Genomic DNA, 19,507 nt, shown 5'->3' with positions numbered 1-19,507 from the left:
AGGGGAAAACATGAATCCAATTTTAGTATTAGATTGTGAAAAATGTATCCGTTGTAGTTGTTGCATTGACACATGCCCAATGGATGATGTGACAACAGATGATGAGGACTATCCTGCTTTTCAAAGAATATCTTGTATCTGTTGTTATATGAATGAAACAACATGTCCACAACAAACTATTATAATTCAAGATGAATGTTTTGATAGAAAGTATGATTTGAAATCATGCTTTTTATTATTGTCTTGATATTTCATAGTTACTTTTTTCAATATATTCATCATCTTAAGAAATGGGCATAATAGTATAAAGGTTGTGATACGATGATCAGTTATGCTCCATTATTTAAGACAATGAAAGACAAATCCATAACAACATATACTTTGATTCATGTCCATGGATTGAATTCAAGAACAATTCATAATATTAAACATGGCAAAGGAATTTCAACTTTTACTTTGGAAAAACTATGTGTGGCATTGGATTGTACACCTAATGATGTTATTGAATTTATTAAAGAAGATAATCAAAAAATATAAGAGTTTATGAATGTTATAAGGATTCGATAGTTAAATTTCGAATCTTTTTTTACAAACTTATATCAAAGTATATATTGATTTTTTTAATTGATAATGAAACAGTTATGATTATTTTAATAGTATACTCAATAGGCAACAAAAAAACTTTAAAATATGAGTTATTGTTTGTTATGAGAGGATAAAAGAAATATTAAGAATTTGCATATATATTCTTGTATTTCTTTTTTTGTTTATTCGCTATAAATAAAAAGAGTGATTTTTTAAGCGTTTTCATGTATAATAAAAACTATGAAAGGGGTTTGACTATGGCACAATTAGATAACTTTTTGATTCAGCTTTTCCATGAAGGAAACTGTTTAGAGATGTATAAAGTTTTTGGTGCACATTTTGAAGAAATGGATGGGCAAAAAGGTGTAAGATTTACTGTTTATGCTCCAAATGCTAGAAGTGTGCAGGTTGTAGGTGATTTCAACAAATGGAATGGTGAAAATCACTATATGGAAAAATATACAGATGGTGGTATATATACTTTATTTATTCCTAAAATCAAACAATATGATACATATAAATATCGTATTGAAATACCTAATGGTTCTTGGGTGGATCGTGCTGATCCTTATGCTTACTTTAGTGAATTAAGACCGGGAACAGCTTCTAAGGTTTATAAAATTGATGGTTTTAGATGGGCTGATAAACGTTGGTTAAATAAGCGCACAAAGAATTTTGATAAAGTTTTGAATATCTATGAAGCTAATATTGGTTCATGGAAAATGAAAAAAGATTTTACTGATGAAGAAGATGGTGAATATTGCAGCTATGAAGAAATGATTGATCAGATCATTCCTTATGTTGTAGAAAATGGGTTCTCACATATTGAATTAATGCCTTTAACTGAATTTCCTTTTGATGGGTCATGGGGATATCAGGCAACAGGATATTTTAGTGCAACAAGTCGTTACGGTAATCCAAAACAATTAATGGCATTTATCAATGCTTGTCATAAAAATAATATTGGCGTGATTATGGATTTTGTACCTGCTCATTTTGTAAAAGATGGACATGGATTGCATCAATTTGATGGGGGCTTTGTTTACGAATATCCAGATATCAATTTAAGATATACAGAATGGGATAGCTGTTATTTTGATTTGGGTAGAGAAGAAGTACGTAGTTTCTTGATGTCTTCTGTTCATTTCTGGGCGAATTACTTTCATGTGGATGGTATTCGTTTTGATGCGATTAGTAATTTGATTTATTGGAAAGGAAATAAAGAACGTGGTGTCAATGATGGTGCCATTGAATTCATGAAACGTATGAATTCGCATATGAATGGATTATTTCCTGGTGTCATGTTGATTGCGGAAGATTCAACTGATTATCCAAATGTCACAACAGCTCCACAATCTGGAGGACTTGGATTTGATTATAAATGGGATTTAGGTTGGATGAATGATACATTGGCTTATTTTAAAAAGGATCCAATTTATCGACAATACCCAGATGTTCACAATAAACTGACTTTTTCTATGATGTATTTCTATCGTGAAAATTATATTTTGCCTTTCTCACATGATGAAGTGGTTCATAGTAAAGGCACAATTCTAGATAAAATGTGGGGGAATAATGATCAGAAATTCGCTCAGTGTAAGTCTTTATACTTATATATGATGACACATCCAGGTAAGAAATTAAACTTTATGGGAAATGAGCTGGCTGAATATAAAGAATGGGATGAAAAGAAAGCATTAGGATGGGTATTATTAAAATATCCACAACATGATTCATTCCATAGATATTTTAGTGATTTAAATCATCTGATTTTAAAACATCCGGCTTTATATCAATATGATTACTATCCAGAAGGATTTGAATGGTTAGTTGTGGATGATATGAAACAAAGTGTCTTTGCTTATGCACGTTATGCACCGGATGGGGAAGTGCTTGTTTGTGTTATGAATTTTGTAGGAAATACACATCATGGTTATCGTATTCCTGTTCCTGTAGCAGGAACTTATAAGGAAATCATTAACACAGATACAGATTATTACACTGGTAGCAATTTTACGAATAAACGTGCTATTAAATCACAAAAAATACACGCTGTAAACAAAGAAAATTCGATTTTGGTTGACATTGCACCATTTTCGAGTATGATATTTGAATTGAAAAGAAAATAGTTGAGGGAGACGAGATATGTTTAAGACAAAAGAAGAATTTAAATATGAATTTTCAAGAAGAATTATCGAATCTTACGGACGTACAGTTGAGGAGTCACATATTACTGAAAAATTTATGACACTTGAAAGAATGGTTCGTGACTATGCTTCTGTCAATTGGGCTATGACAAAAATGGCAACAAGAACAAATTATCAAAAACAGGTTCATTATTTCTCTATGGAGTTTTTGATTGGACGTTTACTAGTCAACAACATGATGAATTTAGGAATTTATGAAATCGCTAAAGAAGGATTAGCTGATTATGGTATTAATATTCATGATTTGGAAGAATTGGAATCTGATGCAGGTCTTGGAAATGGTGGTTTAGGAAGATTGGCTGCTTGTTTCATGGATTCATTGGCTTCACTTTCTTATCCAGCTTTTGGAAATACAATTCGTTATGAATATGGTTTATTTAAACAGAAAATTGAAAATGGATATCAAGTTGAAGTTCCTGATCAATGGTTAAAATTAGGAAATATGTGGGAAGTGAGAAAACCTAAACATGCTGTTGATGTTAAATTCTGGGGACGTGTTGTATGGAATGAAGAAACTGGAAAATGGGATCATGTGGATGCTGAATGTGTCAAGGCTGTTCCTTATGATATGCCAATTGTTGGTAATGATACAACTGTCACAAATACACTCCGTTTATGGTCTTCAGAACCAAGTGATGAAATTCCATCTAATAAAGATTTTAGACAATATGCTCAAGAAGTCAGAGATATCTGTCAGACATTATATCCAGATGATTCAACACTTGCTGGACGTACATTACGTTTAAAACAACAATATTTCTTTGTATCAGCAGGATTACGTGCTATTATTAAAAATCATTTAAGAGTTTATCCATCATTATCTAATTTCCATGAAAAGAATGTTATTCAGTTAAATGATACACATCCAGTTTTGGTGATTCCTGAATTGATGAGAATCTTAATTGATGAATATGATATGGATTGGGATGAAGCATGGCATATTACAACACAAACATGTGCCTATACAAATCATACAATCTTATCAGAAGCCTTGGAAAAATGGCCAATTTCAACAATGCAGGCATTACTTCCAAGAGTTTATCAGATTATTGAAGAAATCAATAGAAGATTTATTGGTTATGTGAAACATATCAGTGATAACGATGAAGATTTATTAAATCGTGTGATGATTTTAAAAGATGGACAAGTGCATATGGCACACCTTGCGATTGTTGGAAGCTTTAGTGTCAATGGTGTTGCCAGACTTCATACACAAATTTTAATGGAACAGGAAATGAAAGACTTCTATTTCTTATATCCAAAGAAATTCAATAACAAAACAAATGGAATTACACATCGTAGATGGTTGGCTTACTCTAATCCAGAATTAACTTCATTATTAAATGAAACAATTGGTGATGATTGGATTAAACATCCAGAAGAATTAGAAAAACTCATGGATTATGTAGATGATTCCATTGTTCAAGGTAAATTCTACAATGTGAAACAACAAAGAAAACAAGTTTTAGCTGATTATATTTATAAACACAATGGTATCAAAGTAGATGTAAACAGTATTTTCGATATTCAAGTCAAAAGACTACATGCCTATAAACGTCAGTTATTAAATATTATGCATGTGATTTACTTATATCAACAAATGAAGATGAATCCTGAATTTAAGATTTATCCAAGAACATTTATCTTTGGTGCAAAAGCAGCTCCTGCTTACTATTTTGCAAAGAAAGTTATCAAATTAATCAACAGTGTTGCTGATGTTGTGAATAATGATCCAGATACAAATGCTTATTTAAAGGTTGTCTTTATTGAAAACTATGGTGTTACAATTGCTGAAAAGATTATGCCTGCTGCAGATGTTTCTGAACAGATTTCTACAGCTGGAAAAGAAGCAAGTGGAACAGGTAACATGAAGTTCATGATGAATGGTGCTGTCACTGTAGGGACACTTGATGGTGCAAATGTAGAAATTGCTGAACGTGTTGGCGATGACAATGTGATTATCTTTGGTTTAAAAGATAATGAAATCAATGAATTAAGATGGAATGGACAATATAATGCATGGGATTATTATAATAATGATCCTCGTATTAAAAATGTTGTTGATTCATTAGTTGATGGAACATTCCATGCTTCAAGAGAAGAATTTAGAATGATTTTTGATGAATTGATGAATCGTAATGATGAATACTTCTTATTTGCAGATTTTGAAGCTTACTTAAAAGCACAGGCAAAAGTTGATGAATTGTATCGTGATCGCGCAAAATGGTCTAAGATGTGTCTTGTCAATATTGCACAGTCTGGATATTTCTCATCAGATCGTACAATTGAAGAATATGTAAAAGATATCTGGAAATTAGATAGAGTGAAAAGATAAAAACAGAAAACCAATGAAGTAAGGTCACTTATTTTGTTGGTTTTTTATATTTCTAAAAAATTGAAAAGTCATGAAAAAATATAGCTAATATTATTGAAAATTTTAATTCTATAAACTATATTTACATTCATTGTGGAGGGTGAAGTCTGGAAAAGATAATACAGTTTAGTATAGTGCATTAAATAACTTATTAAAAAATGAAAGCTATCATATTCAAAAAAAGCTTATGGTTTATCTAATGAAAGACAAATAAAAGTCAAAAGGAAAATTATTTATATACTCATATATTTTATAATATTCTTTTAGAAAGGAATATTCAAAGCAGTTATTGTCCCTGCTTTGTTTTATGTACAAATAATCAACATTTATTGTCTAGAAATGTTAAAATTATGTTTACAATATATTAAGATTATGTTAAGTTTTATTTGTATGTAAATAGGAGGAACAGATGGAACTGACAAATATATTCTCAATGTTAGGTGGTTTGGCTTTATTCCTTTATGGGATGACAATGATGTCAAATGGTTTAGAGCTGGCTGCCGGGAATAAGATGAAGTCAATTTTGGAAAAATTGACAACAAATCGTTTTTTAGGAACAATAGTTGGTGCTTTAACGACAGCGATTATGCAATCATCTTCAGCAACAACAGTTATGGCAGTAGGATTTGTGAATGCTGGATTGATGCAGTTGAAAAATGCTGTATGGGTGATTATGGGAGCCAATATTGGAACAACCATTACAGGGCAGCTGATTGCCTTGGATATTACAGTATTAGCACCGATTATTGCTTTTGTTGGGGTTGTTTTGATAGCATTCTTTAAAAGCAAGAAACTTGATGCTTTTGGAGAAATCATTGCTGGTTTAGGTATTTTATTTATGGGAATGGAAATGATGTCAACGGCGATGATACCTTTACGTGATTCTCCAGAATTTGCGAGTCTTGTTGCAAACTTCCAGAACCCATTGATTGGTATTCTTGTGGGGGCAGTCTTTACAGCAATCATTCAATCATCTTCAGCATCAGTTGGTATTTTACAGGCTTTAGCGATGAGTGGCGTTGTCACACTCCCATCAGCAATCTATGTTTTATTTGGACAAAACATTGGAACATGTATCACGGCTGTATTGGCTTCAATTGGTGCTAATCGTAATGCGAAACGTACAACAATCATTCATTTATCATTTAATATCATTGGAACAATTATCTTTGTGATTGTTAGTATGTTGACACCATTTGCATCGTTTATGGCATCATTGACACCAACAAATGTTGTTGCTCAAATTGCTAATGTTCATACGGTCTTTAATGTTGTTACAACAATCATTTTATTACCTATTGGTGAAAAGCTGGTTGATTTATCATTTATTATCTTACCAGAAAAACCAGAACTGGAAGGAAAGATGCAGTTGAGATATCTGGATTTTGGTATCTTTACAAATGATTATCATATTGGGACAAGTGCAATAGCGAATACACAATTATTCAATGAAACACAAAACATGTTGAATGTAGCAATTGATAATGTCAGAAAATCATTTGAACTTTTGATAGAGTTCAAGGAAGACAAATATGAAAAGCTACAAAAGAATGAAGAATATATCAACTATCTCAATAAAAATATTGTAGACTTTACAACAAATGCGATTTCAACAGAATTTCCAATAGAAGGATCACAGGCTATTGGTTTATTCATGAAGATATCATCAGACATTGAAAGAATTGGAGATCATGCGGTGAACATAGCTCAAAGGGCCGAGCTGCTTCAAAGTGAAGACAGACGATTCTCACATGAAGCCATGGATGAGATAGGAATCATGAGCAGTCTTTGTGTCAATATACTAGATGAGCTGAGAATCATGAACTATGATGAGTTCAGTAGCATTGTAGACAAAGTTGATGTAATAGAAGAGAACATAGACAAGACACATCATCAGTTTACAGTGAATCAGCTTAAGAGGTTAAAAGATAAAAAATGTACAACAGAGAACAGTGTTGTCTATACAAAGATTCTTACAGATTTTGAAAGAATTGGAGATCATGGATTGAACATAGCCGAAGGTTTCTATAAAGCCAGAGAAGCAATGAAAGCTATGAAGATGATAGAACATCAATAAAAAGCAGATATACCTATTGAAAGGTATATTTGTTTTTTTATATGACAATTGATATAAAGTATCAAACCTAAACAAGAAAAGTAAAGGGGTTACATTCTTTGATAGTTTTTTAGATTTGTTTATGTTATACTTGGAATGGTTAATAGTCGTGTTAAAGAGAAAGGATGGTTATATGGAAGAAAGTGCAGTAAGGATGAAAGCTTATGCAGTTGCTTTTGATGAGATTAGAGTTTACTTATCTAAAGGATATTATAATGGCATTAGTAGCCAATTTTATATTAAAAATATTGAAAATGATGAATTGATACCACTGAATGGAGATTCGTTGAATAATAGTAGTCAGGACGGATTTCAGGAATATGTATTTCATACCAATTTTACAATGGGAAAAGTTTATAAGGTTGTTGATGCTTATGGATTAAGCTGTTTTCTTGACTTTTCAAGATTATCTCTTTGTGAGCAATTTGATGAATTATATTTTTATGATCGTGATGATTTAGGAAGCCAATATACAAAAGAAAAAACAACATTTAAAGTATGGGCACCACTTGCGACAGGTGTAATTTTAAAAATCATGAAGTGGAATGGGGAAACAGAATTGTTTCCAATGAAAAGACAAAAGAAAGGTGTATATTTTGTTGAAGTTCATGAAGATTTAGAGTTAGAACAATATGTTTATTTGATTCGTCATACAAATAGTTATGAAGTGACATTGGATCCCTATGCTTATTCTTCATCTTCTAATGGACATGCGAGTATCATTGTTGATTTAAATACCGTTCCATGTCGTCGTTTCCAGTTACCACCATTAGAAAAAATGACTGATATGATTATTTATGAAACAAGTGTCAGAGATTTTTCTATGTCATCAACAAGTGGAATGAAAAATAAAGGAAAATTTTTAGCTTTTACTGAACTCAATACATCAACAGATAGTGGTAATCCAACAGGATTAGATTATTTATCATGTCTGGGAATTACTCATTTACAGTTGATGCCAATTGCTGATTTTGCGACAGTGGATGAAAAGAATCCTATAGAACTTTATAATTGGGGATATGATCCTCTAGCGTACAATGTGACAGAGGGAAGTTATGTTACAGATCCAGATGATGGATATATGCGTATTACAGAAGCTCAGCGTATGATTGAAGCTTTACATTCACGTGGTATTCGTGTTGTCATGGATGTTGTGTTTAATCATATGCATGATGTCAATATCAATGCTTTAGAAAGAACGGTTCCACATTATTTCTTTAGAAGAAATCAAGATGGAACACTATCTAATGGCTCATGGTGTGGTAATGATTTAAATACAACAGCTTTAATGTGTCGTAAATATATTCTAGATATGTGTAAACGTTGGCAGGTTTTATATGGTATTGATGGTTTCCGTTTTGATTTAATGGGGATTATTGATCAAGAAACAATCAAACTTGTAGATGCTCAAGGGAAAGCTTTAGATCCATCCTTTGTTGTTTATGGAGAAGGGTGGAATATGGCAACAGCATTAGATGAATCCATGCGTACAACCATTCAAAATAATCATAAGACACCTTATATTGGTTTCTTCAATGATTTCTTTAGAGATACTTTAAGAGGAACAAACCAGATGGAAACAAAAGGATATTTTTCTGGTGATACGTATAAAACAAATGATGCAATGAAAGCTATATGTAATCTAGATATGTTTGCGAAAATTACGCAATCAATTAATTATGTAGAATGTCATGATAATGCAACATGTTATGATAAATTACAGATTTCTAATTATGATGAGTCTGAAAAAATGCGAAAAAGACGTGCTCGTCTAATGATGGCTGCTGTTATCTTATCACAGGGTGTTCCTTTCTTGCATAGTGGACAGGAGTTTTTTAGGACAAAAGGTGGTCTTTCCAATACATATAATGCGGGAGATCAAGTCAATGCTTTGGATTGGAACCGTAAGGATATGGAAATTGATACAACACAGTTTGTACAGTTTTTAATTCATTTAAGAAAAAATAATCCTTGTTTTAGATATGGAAGTTATGATATGATACGTAAAAATGTCAAAACAGAAAATATTGATCATCGTATGATTAAATATTCATTGCATCAAAATGATGGTGAGTATAAAGATTTTATCATTTATTTTAATGCTTCTTTAGAAACGATTTCTGTTGAGGTAGAAGATGGTTTTACACTTCTATATCATAGTGAAAAAGGTAAAATACTAGATCATCATCTAGATGTCAATGGTGTTTGTTGTGCGATATTAGTAAGATAGGAGTTGTTTATGAAATTAATTGTTGGATTAGGAAATCCGGGCAAAGAATATACATTGACAAGACATAATGTAGGATTTATGGTGATGGATGCTTTAGCAGATTATTGGCATGTATCAATCAACACAAAGAAATTTAAAGGTGAATATGTCAAAGTGAAGTATCAAGGTGAGGATGTCATATTATTAAAACCATTAACATATATGAATAATTCCGGTGAATCTGTGATTCAAGTCATGAATTATTTTAAAATAGATGTTGATGATTTAATTGTGATTTATGATGATATGGACATGCCAACTGGAAAATTACGTTTAAGACAAAGTGGCAGTGCTGGAGGGCATAATGGGATGAAAAGCATTATTGCTCATGTGGGGACACAGAATTTTAAACGTATTCGAGTGGGCATTGATAAACATGCTTATATACCTGTTGTTGATTATGTTTTGGGGCGTTTTACAAAGGAGCAGCAGCCAATGATTGAAAAAGGAATTCAAGATGCAAAAGAGGCTGTCATAACCATTCTTGATAAAGATTTTACTGCTGCTATGAATGCCTATAATTAGGAGATGATAAGATATGAAGAAGATTATTCAGATTTTGAAAAATAATCCAGCATATCTTGCAATGCTTAAAGGAAAAGGCGAGATTGTTGTATCTCACGCTAGTGATGAGGCGATTCTTATTGCTAGTGCTTTTTTCACTTGCCCAAAAATGATGCTGGTTATTAAAGATAGTTTATATCAGGCACAACTTTTATATCAGGAGCTTTACCCTTTGCTTCATCAAAAAGTTGTCTTTTTTCCATGTGATGAATCTTTGCGTGTTGAAGCTCTGGCTTCTTCTCAAGAACTTGTAGGAGAACGTATTCATGCATTGTCAAAGATTTCTTCACAACAGCCACTTGTTGTGATTTGTCATACCCAAAGTTATTTACGTTATTTACCACATCCTCAAATCTTTAAAAAACATACTCTGCATTTAGAAGTAGGAATGACGATTGATCCACTTTTTTTAAGAGAAAAGTTGATATATAGTGGTTATCAGATGATACAGAGGGTGGATGAACCTTTCTATTATTCTAAACGTGGTGGAGTTATTGATGTTTATTCTATTCAATATGATAATCCTATTCGTATAGAATTTTTTGATGATGAAATTGAAAGTTTACGTTTCTTTGACAAGAACACGCAACGCTCTTTAGAAAACGTGAAAGATGTTCTGATTTTACCAGCTACAGATATTCTTTATGATGATCAGGATATTGAAAATGTGATTTCACAGATAGAAATGATGAAAGAACAGACAGATTGTGAAGAGTATCAAGATGAACTGGATGAGGACATTTCTATTGATATAGAAGCGATTAAAAATCATCAAAGTACATCCCGTCTGTATCAATATATGGGATTGTTTCCAACATCTACGACGTTACGTTCTTATTTTGATGATGTTCTGATTTTAACATCTAGCCAAGAAAAAATAAAAACTGTCTATCATCAATATGTAGAAGAAACATTTTATTATTCTCATGAATTACAAAGTATGGGGAAAATGGTTAAAGGACTTTCTTTATATCATGAATTACCTTCACTATTAACGAAATCAGACATAGATTTTCTAGATTTTAGAGAAAATGAAAAACAAATTGTCTTTTTCACTAGAGAAGTTCAATTATCTTTATTAAATGAAGCACAACTGATTCAACAGATTAAAGATTATTTAGTTCAAAATACCATTTTAATGTGTCTGGAAAATAGTCATCAGATTCAAATGATGACGGATTTACTAGAACAACACCAACTGAGTTATACTTTGATTGGTCATGATGATCATATTTATCAAGGTATTAATATTTATATGGGGGAACTTTCAACAGGGATTGATTTTTGTGAAGAACATGTTGTCTTAATGACAGAAAAAGAATTATTTAAAGTCAATACTCAAAAGAAAAAAGGTTATATTAAATATAAAGATGCTAAAATTATTAATGATTATACGGAATTAAATATTGGTGACTATGTTGTTCATGATATTCATGGGATTGGACAATACATGGGAATTAAAACATTGGAAGTTAAAGGTTCTAAGAAAGATTATTTATATATTGCTTATAAAGGAAATGATACTTTATACATACCTGTAGAAAACTTTAAGCTAGTCAGAAAATACGCATCGAGAGATGGAAAAGTACCAAAGATTCATTCATTAAATAGTACTGAATGGCAAAAGGCGAAACAAAAAGTCAGAAAGAAAGTGGATGATCTGGCAGATCGTTTAATTGAAATTTATTCTCAAAGAATGAAACAGCCCGGTTTTGCTTTTCCAAAAGACGATGCTTTGCAGATACAGTTTGAAGAATGCTTTGGATATGAATTAACTCCAGATCAAAAAGAAGCTGTTAAAGAAATTAAGGCAGATATGGAAATGCCTCGTCCTATGGATAGATTATTGTGTGGAGATGTGGGATTTGGAAAAACTGAAGTTGCTTTACGTGCTTGTTTTAAAGCTATTTTAGGTGGTAAGCAAGTTGCTTTTCTATGTCCAACAACAATATTATCTTCACAGCATTATCATACGATGATCAAACGATTTGAAAATTTCCCTGTTCAAGTTGCTTTATTAAATCGTTTTACTTCTACCAAACAAAGAAAACAGATTTTAGAAGATGTGAAAGAGGGAAAAATTGATTTATTAGTAGGAACACATCGTATTTTATCTAATGATGTTGTATTTAAAGATTTAGGATTGTTATGTATTGATGAAGAACAACGCTTTGGTGTCAAACAAAAAGAAAAGATTAAAGAAATACGAAAAACAATTGATGTCTTGACCTTAACAGCGACACCCATACCGAGAACTTTGCAAATGTCTTTAATGGGGATTCGTGGTTTATCACAAATTGAAACACCTCCATTAAATCGTTTGCCAGTTCAGACTTATGTCATGGAAAAGAACCCACAATTAGTGAAACAAGTGATTGAAAGAGAGTTAGGAAGAAAAGGGCAAGTATTCTATTTACATAACCAGACTGCCAATATTGAAAGTGTTGCTAATGAAATTGCCAGATTAGTGCCACAGGCTCGTATTGGAATTGGACATGGAAGAATGAGTAAGGATGAACTTGAAAAAGTCATGCAGTCATTTGTTGATCATGAATATGATATTCTTGTGTGTACAACGATTATTGAAACGGGAATTGATATTCCTAATGCAAATACAATCATTATTGAAAATGCAGATCATTTTGGATTATCTCAATTGTATCAGATTAAAGGACGTGTGGGGCGTAGTGAACGTTTAGCCTATGCTTATCTATTATATGCGAAAAACAAACAAATGAATGAAGAAGCAACGAAACGTTTAAAAGCAATCAAAGAATTTGCTCAATTAGGTAGTGGTTATAAAATCGCTATGCGTGACTTATCGATTCGAGGATCAGGCGATATACTAGGAGGAGAACAGGCTGGTTTTATTGATACAGTTGGATTTGACATGTATATGAAGATTCTTCAGGAAGCCATTGATGAAAAAACGGGTGAGAAAAAAGAAGAACAGGAAGTACCAGTTCAAAATGTTCCAGTAGATGGTTATATACCAGAAAACTATGTAGAAAATGATATGGAAAAATTAAATCTGTATCAACGTATTTATAAAGCACAGCATTTAACACAGTTAAAGGCACTTGAAAGTGAGTTAAAGGATTTATATGGAACATTACCAAGAGAAGTTCAAAATATTGTATTCAAACGTCAATATGAAATCTTATGTACTGAACCATTTATTGATGAGGTCAAGGAAACGGGTAATGATGTTCAATTAATGCTGACACAGGAATTTTCTTCACATGTTGCAGGTGATCAGCTTTTTGAATTAGTCAATCGTTTATATGACAAACCACAATTAAAATATATTAAAAATGAAATTGTCATTGTCATTTCTACAACTGGAAAATGGTTACCACATACAATAGAATTATTGAATGAATTAAAGAAAATGAATGAACAATAATTTGATATTAAAAAATAGTCAACGATTAGGATAAGAGTTATATCTTTCAATATGATAACTTAAAAAACGGAATCAAAACAATGATTCCGTTTTTATATAACAAGTTTTATTGAATTTTTCTATCTTTTAGAAATCTTTTCAAAAAGAAAGCTAAAAAATAAGGGAAAGTATAGAAATGTCCATTGAATCCAATGTTTTTGTTTGCAAACTTGATTCCATAATGAATATCTGAATATTGATCATCTTTGATCATTTTATTAAGAGATATTGTTGCTTGATCATTTGCTTTCACTTCTATCGGAACTAAGGATTGACTATCTCTTATCATGAAATCCATTTCAATGGTACTTTTTTTATTTTTATAGAAATAGAGTTCATATCCCTGTTTGACAAGCATTTCAGCAACAACATTTTCATAGATTGAACCTTTATAAGTATTGAAATTCTTATTGACACGAAGATCTTCTTGAGCTTCTTCATCTAGCGAACCTATTAATAAACCGGTATCTCCAAAATATAACTTGTAGTTATGAGGATTATAATTCCCTTTCAATGGTAATTCAGGGACTTCCATACAATGACAAACATTAATGATTCCAGCATTTGATAGCCAATCAACAACACCGATATAGTCCCTATTTCTCGCATTTCCTTTTATTTTAGAAATTCTAAATTTCTTATTGTCACTTCCTAAAAACACAGGGATTTTTCTATAAACATCTAATATTCTTCCTTTGTCTAATCCTCCAGCATATTTTGTTATATCTTCTTCATAATCTAGTAAAAGTTGTTTTTGTAATTGAAGTGTACCACTATAATTCTTTTGATTGACAAAAGTAAAAACAACTCTTGGCATTCCACCTAATACCATGTATTCTCTAAAATTTTCAAAAAGAACATTGTATTCTACAGTTGATAATGCCTGAATATGAAGCATTTTCTGATAAAAACCTTCAATTTGCTCATCACTATATCCTTTAGCCCATAAATATTCTTCAAAATCTAAGGAATACATTTCATAATCCTGCTTATAACCAACACTATTAGATTCAATTTCTTGATAATTGATTCCCATGAGAGAGTTAGAATAAATAACATCATATCTCCCATCTATATGAAAGGATTTTAAACTTGTCGCACAGTTGATACAATCCTGTATTTCATCAAAGAAAAAGAGTGTTTCATTTTCAATAAACTGAAATTCAGGATTCATAAGGGAAATATTTTTTATGATTTTGTCAACATCAAAACTGTCATCAAATATAGTTTTGTATTGTTTTTGTAAAATAAAATTAATCTCTATAACAGATTTATAATGTTTTTTAGCAAAATGTTCTATGGCTTCTGTTTTACCTATTTGACGTGCTCCTTTTATAATTAAAGGATATTTTCCTTCTGATTTTTTCCAGTCCTCTAGAAACTCATCAACTTTTCTTCTCATCCTTTTCATAAATTCATTTCATCACAAAATTTAGGCTATTTTCAATGAGATACACACATTTTTCCAGCTATTTATATACCTTATATTCACATTTTTCCAACAATATTTTCTATTATTTATCACAATTTTCCAATTATAATCAGAAAACTGTTGAATTAATAGATTTCCATATGAAATAAAATAGATAGTCTAAGAAGTCACGGGGTTTCCCAAAACGAATAAGTTTTACGGGAAATCTCTTTTTTTGTTTTCTCTTATGCTGGTTTAAAATCACGGGAAATTCTATAATGGTATTATCAGGATATATCTTCTGAAATCTATAGAAAGAAAAAAAGATGAAACCCTCCCGACCAAAGTTGAGTCTCATCTTGTCCTAACGACAATATGATAATATTAAAAACCAGCAGAAAAATCAATACCATTAATCAAAAAAATTATTCCAATGTTATCTTTTCACTGGATTTGTCTCTTCTGTCATGTCCAAAATGCTCTCATAGAGGCTTGTCTGTTCATGGCTACTATAAAAGAAACTTCAAGGACAGCTCCATCAACATCCAGAGAGTCATATGCCCTCATTGCGGCAAAACTCATGCGCTGCTTCTTTTTCCCATGATTCCTTTCCTATCTGCTGTCTCCTTCGATGATATTGTTTCCATTCTTTCTGATTCAACAGATCATCTTATTATCGAACTGTCTCACATATACTATTTCATCGTTAAGCTTGGCAACTGCCCAATAGATGAACTGCTCATCTATAAGAAATTTTCCAGAAAACTGTATTTCTCTTTTCAAACCACATGACCTTTATGTCTTTCTGCTTCCATTTCCTCTATCATGAAGATGTAGAAAAAGAAAGGACGGGATGTTTTATGAAATTACAGATTCTATTGGCTTTGGATGGTGATGACGATGTGTGATAATACCACGACCATGTCCAGCTGCATCATTTCCCAGAATGATTTCCTTGTTTTCTTCAATATCGAGGACAAGGATATCGAAACATTCGATATCCATCATCAAAAGGATGGTATCTATATTGATGTGACACTGAAGAAGAAGCCCCACCAGTGTCCTGTCTGCCTCAACATGACAGACAGAGTCAAGGACTATAGTGTCAAGCATATCAACCATTCCATACTGACAAACAAGAAATGCATCATCAATTACAGAGCTCGCAGATATAGATGTCCAAAATGCCATAAGACATTTATGGAGTCCAATCCCTTTACCGTTGCTGGCTCAAGAATCTCTCTGGCGACTGTATATAATATCCTGGAGGATTTGAGAAAGCCAAACATGACATTCAGGGATGTGGCCGAACGATACCACATATCCCAGACAACAGCTGCACATGTATTTGACTCATTTGTCTCCATATCAAGAAGACCTCTGCCTGAGTATCTGCTGATAGATGAGGTCTATGCATTCAAGTCTGCTCACAGTAAGTACGTATGCGTTCTTGTCGACTTCGAAACACAAAATATTGTCGATGTCCTTCCGTCAAGAAGAAAGCAGACACTCATGGATTATTTCTTCTCCATTCCTCTTGAGGAAAGGAAGAATGTCAAAATTGTTTCCTTTGACATGTGGGAAACATACAGAATCGTATCGAAAATCGTGTTTCCAAATGCAATATGTGCAACCGACCATTTTCATGTGAAGCAGGAATTTGGAAGAAAAATTGACAGAGTGAGAATCGATGTCATGAATAAGTATTATTCCAGAAAAAAATATCTTGAGAAGAAAAAAGAAAAAACCAAGACTGAAAAGCTTGAGTTAAAGGAAGCATCCAAGCATTACTATGCATTAAAGAAATTCAACTGGATGCTCTTCTCCAATGACAATAGAATATTCGACCCTAACGAAAAGAAGATATACAATCATACCCTTGAGGGGTATTACAACTATTATGATATCCTTGAGTTCATGGTCAGACATGACCCTGTACTGGATCTAGCCTATGATCTTAAATATGAGCTGGATGAATTTTACAGCAGATCCAATGAAAAAAACGCATTGAAGAACATAGAAGAGCTGATCATATCCTTCAGGAATTCCCAGATCAAGGAAATGATGGATTTTGGGAATACACTGGTCAAATGGAAATATGAGATTGTGAATTCATTTGTGCCGGCAAATGGAAGACGCATATCAAACGGCCTGATTGAAAACAGAAACAAATCCATCAAGCTGCTGAAACACAGTTCAAACGGATACCTCAACTGGCATCGTTTCAAGACAAGAATCATGTACAGTCTCAATAAAGACTCAACATATCACCTGTATCCAATCAAAAACAAGGGGGATTTTACAGAATGGTGACAAGAAAAAAGATTTATACACTGATTGTGGACAATCATGATGTAAGCATTATCAGCAGACAACGTCTGCTGGAAGACATACTATACAGACTCAATATGATATACGAATATGCAGATGAACTGGATGACTTGACTCAGGAAATCAATCTGAAGTTAGATAAACTGATAGAAAAAGCAGAAAAAAAGAACCATGACCCATCATCAGATTATGATTCTCCTATACAGTTTTAAAATTGTGGGAAGAACAGCCTTCCCACAATTTCTTATAATCCAAAACCCCACAACCCCGTGTTATTTTAGATTACCATAAAATATAACATTTTAGTACAAAAAAAGAGCTTAAGGAAATAACTCATAAAAAGTTATTTCGTATCGCTCTAATCATTTTGATAATTATCAATGATTTCATCAATATCAATACCTAATTGAAAACCTAAAGTGAAGTAATCATCAATTGCATCTTGATAATCATCACTAGAATATTGATTTTGTACATTTAAAATAGATCGATGAATTTTAAAGAATAAAGAATAGATATCTAAATTTTCAGGAATTTCTGTATGATTTTTAATACTATCAATACGAAGTTCATAACCTATTGACATCAACATTGTTAAACCTTCAAGATATTTTTCTAATAGTTGTTGATGATTGATAGGTTCTTCTTTTTCCCAAAATAAATAGCAGCGAGATTCTAAAGAAACTTCTGATAAATCATGTAAAAAAGCAAGGATTTTCTGATTGATTCTTTTTGTATTCAGGATCTCATTTTTTGCTGTTTGAATTTCTCTGTTGACATAAACTTGATAGAGTTTAGCGACATCATTCATATTTTACCACCCCTTATTATTATCATACTCCAATATGAATAAAATTTGAATGATTAACCTAAAATATGAAGATGTTCCAATAAAATTTTTAATCCCATACAAATTAAAATGATACCACCAGCGATTTCAGCTTTGGCTTTATACTTCATACCAAAGACATGTCCAATTTTAACACCAGCCATTGAAATGATAAAAGTTGTTATAGCAATGATGGAAATCGCTATGAAAATATTAACATTTAAAAAAGCAAAAGTGACACCAACAGCTAAGGCATCAATAGATGTTGCAATAGCAAGGGGTATCATGATTTTAGGTGAAAATTCTGTATTACAGCTTTCTTCATTTTCAAATGATTCTTTAATCATGTTGATACCAATCAAAGCTAATAAAATAAAAGCAATCCAATGGTCAATGCTTTCAATTTTATCTTTAAACTGAATGCCTAGAAGATAACCAAGTAAAGGCATGAAACCTTGAAAAAAACCAAAATAGCCACCACAAATGAGAGCATGTTTTAATTGAAGTTTTCTGGTTGATAATCCTTTACATATGCTTACTGCGAAGGCATCCATTGATAAACCAATACCAATAATCAATATTTCTAAAAAACCCATATGTCCTCCTTGTAATAAAAAAGACAGGCTGTAAAAAACAGACAAGTCTTTTTTATTTTCATCACTTCCAAATTATAACAAGTATCTATATACGTGTCAAACGTCTTTTTTGATGTAATCAGTGCCGATTTTATGTGCTTCAAACTGATTATTTGTCAATTCTTGAATCTGTTTTAAAAAGTCTAAATCCCTGATATAACATTGATAACAGACTTGTTCTAAATATTGAATGTCAATACATTGTATATGTTGGACTTTTAATAAATGTTCAAATTTACGTGTATAAGTATAATCAATAGTAATTGTGTATAAATCAACAGGCTCTTTTTCAACGATTTTAGCTTCTTTTAATGCTTGAGAGACACTTTGACTGTAAGCACGTGTTAAGCCACCAGCACCTAATTTAATGCCACCAAAATATCTAGTGACAATAGCGATGATATTTGTTAAACCTTGCATTTTTAATACATTCAACATAGGCATCCCAGCAGTTCCAGAGGGTTCACCATCATCATATGCACGTTCGTGTGTTCCAATGATATATGCAACACAGTTATGTGTCGCTTGAGGATCACTGTATTTTTCAATGAGTTGTTTGGCTTGTTCAATTTGACTGCAAGGAATCAAATGACAAATAAATTCTGATTTTTTGATGACTAGAGTATGGGTAGTATAATTTTCTACGGATATCATATGGTCACACCTTTCTTTCTTTATTATATATGATTTCATTTTATTGTCAAAAGTGTTATAATAGTTAGAGAAAATTAACTGCGAGAA

15 protein-coding genes are annotated in these 19,507 nt (G+C 32.0%); 10 read left to right on the top strand and 5 right to left on the bottom strand.

Features of this window, described 5'->3' with window-relative positions; translation table 11 throughout:
• Window positions 1-10 precede the first annotated feature (10 nt).
• From KEC48_RS09255 to mfd, 8 genes are all read left to right on the top strand, one after another.
• The gene (locus KEC48_RS09255; protein WP_211962035.1) at window positions 11-247 is read left to right on the top strand and encodes a hypothetical protein; all 237 of its coding nucleotides are present in this window, start codon (window positions 11-13) and stop codon (window positions 245-247) included.
• 74 nt (window positions 248-321) lie between these two features.
• Window positions 322-537, top strand: a complete 216-nt coding sequence (locus tag KEC48_RS09250) for a helix-turn-helix transcriptional regulator (RefSeq protein WP_087357751.1) — start codon at window positions 322-324, stop codon at window positions 535-537.
• A 305-nt stretch (window positions 538-842) separates the two neighbouring features.
• Window positions 843-2,714: a 1,4-alpha-glucan branching protein GlgB gene (glgB, locus tag KEC48_RS09245; protein ID WP_211962034.1), complete on the top strand. Its 1,872-nt coding sequence runs from the start codon at window positions 843-845 to the stop codon at window positions 2,712-2,714.
• Window positions 2,715-2,730: 16 nt separating this feature from the next.
• The gene (locus KEC48_RS09240) at window positions 2,731-5,127 is read left to right on the top strand and encodes a glycogen/starch/alpha-glucan phosphorylase (RefSeq protein WP_087357753.1); all 2,397 of its coding nucleotides are present in this window, start codon (window positions 2,731-2,733) and stop codon (window positions 5,125-5,127) included.
• A gap of 448 nt (window positions 5,128-5,575) precedes the next feature.
• Window positions 5,576-7,243 carry a Na/Pi cotransporter family protein gene (locus KEC48_RS09235; protein WP_211962033.1) on the top strand — a complete coding sequence of 556 codons (1,668 nt, stop codon included), beginning with the start codon at window positions 5,576-5,578 and terminating at the stop codon, window positions 7,241-7,243.
• Window positions 7,244-7,415: 172 nt separating this feature from the next.
• Entirely contained in the window at window positions 7,416-9,512 is a 2,097-nt protein-coding gene (pulA, locus tag KEC48_RS09230; protein ID WP_211962032.1) for a type I pullulanase, read from the top strand.
• A gap of 9 nt (window positions 9,513-9,521) precedes the next feature.
• A complete protein-coding gene (gene pth, locus KEC48_RS09225) occupies window positions 9,522-10,076 on the top strand; it encodes an aminoacyl-tRNA hydrolase (RefSeq protein ID WP_211962031.1) in 555 nt (184 codons plus the stop codon).
• Window positions 10,077-10,089: 13 nt separating this feature from the next.
• Window positions 10,090-13,521: a transcription-repair coupling factor gene (gene mfd / locus KEC48_RS09220; protein WP_211962030.1), complete on the top strand. Its 3,432-nt coding sequence runs from the start codon at window positions 10,090-10,092 to the stop codon at window positions 13,519-13,521.
• Between the two features lie 106 nt (window positions 13,522-13,627).
• Here the strand turns inward: mfd and KEC48_RS09215 are convergent, their stop codons facing one another.
• On the bottom strand, window positions 13,628-14,962 hold the full coding sequence (locus KEC48_RS09215; RefSeq protein ID WP_211962029.1) for an ATP-binding protein: 1,335 nt from the start codon (window positions 14,960-14,962) through the stop codon (window positions 13,628-13,630).
• 867 nt (window positions 14,963-15,829) lie between these two features.
• Window positions 15,830-16,162, bottom strand: coding sequence for a hypothetical protein (locus KEC48_RS16205; RefSeq protein WP_249191397.1), 333 nt, complete (start codon window positions 16,160-16,162; stop codon window positions 15,830-15,832).
• Here KEC48_RS16205 and KEC48_RS09210 point away from each other — a divergent pair.
• Window positions 16,049-17,284 carry an ISL3 family transposase gene (locus KEC48_RS09210; protein ID WP_249191337.1) on the top strand — a complete coding sequence of 412 codons (1,236 nt, stop codon included), beginning with the start codon at window positions 16,049-16,051 and terminating at the stop codon, window positions 17,282-17,284. The two genes, KEC48_RS16205 and KEC48_RS09210, sit on opposite strands and share 114 nt — an antisense overlap.
• The gene (locus tag KEC48_RS09205; protein WP_087297048.1) at window positions 17,278-17,514 is read left to right on the top strand and encodes a hypothetical protein; all 237 of its coding nucleotides are present in this window, start codon (window positions 17,278-17,280) and stop codon (window positions 17,512-17,514) included. Before KEC48_RS09210 ends, KEC48_RS09205 begins: the two co-directional genes overlap by 7 nt.
• Window positions 17,515-17,660: 146 nt before the next feature.
• Here KEC48_RS09205 and KEC48_RS09200 read toward each other — a convergent pair whose 3' ends face one another.
• From KEC48_RS09200 to KEC48_RS09190, 3 genes are all read right to left on the bottom strand, one after another.
• Window positions 17,661-18,113 (bottom strand): dUTP diphosphatase, encoded by a 453-nt coding sequence (locus KEC48_RS09200; protein WP_211962027.1) that lies wholly within the window; start codon window positions 18,111-18,113, stop codon window positions 17,661-17,663.
• Window positions 18,114-18,166: 53 nt separating this feature from the next.
• Entirely contained in the window at window positions 18,167-18,727 is a 561-nt protein-coding gene (locus KEC48_RS09195) for a manganese efflux pump MntP family protein (RefSeq protein WP_211962026.1), read from the bottom strand.
• Between the two features lie 96 nt (window positions 18,728-18,823).
• Window positions 18,824-19,420, bottom strand: a complete 597-nt coding sequence (locus KEC48_RS09190; protein WP_087357761.1) for a YigZ family protein — start codon at window positions 19,418-19,420, stop codon at window positions 18,824-18,826.
• Window positions 19,421-19,507 lie beyond the last annotated feature (87 nt).

The organism is Clostridium sp. C1 (assembly GCF_018223625.1).
Lineage (GTDB): Bacteria > Bacillota_I > Bacilli_A > Erysipelotrichales > Coprobacillaceae > Allocoprobacillus.
This window is presented reverse-complemented; position numbering and strand designations above follow the sequence as displayed.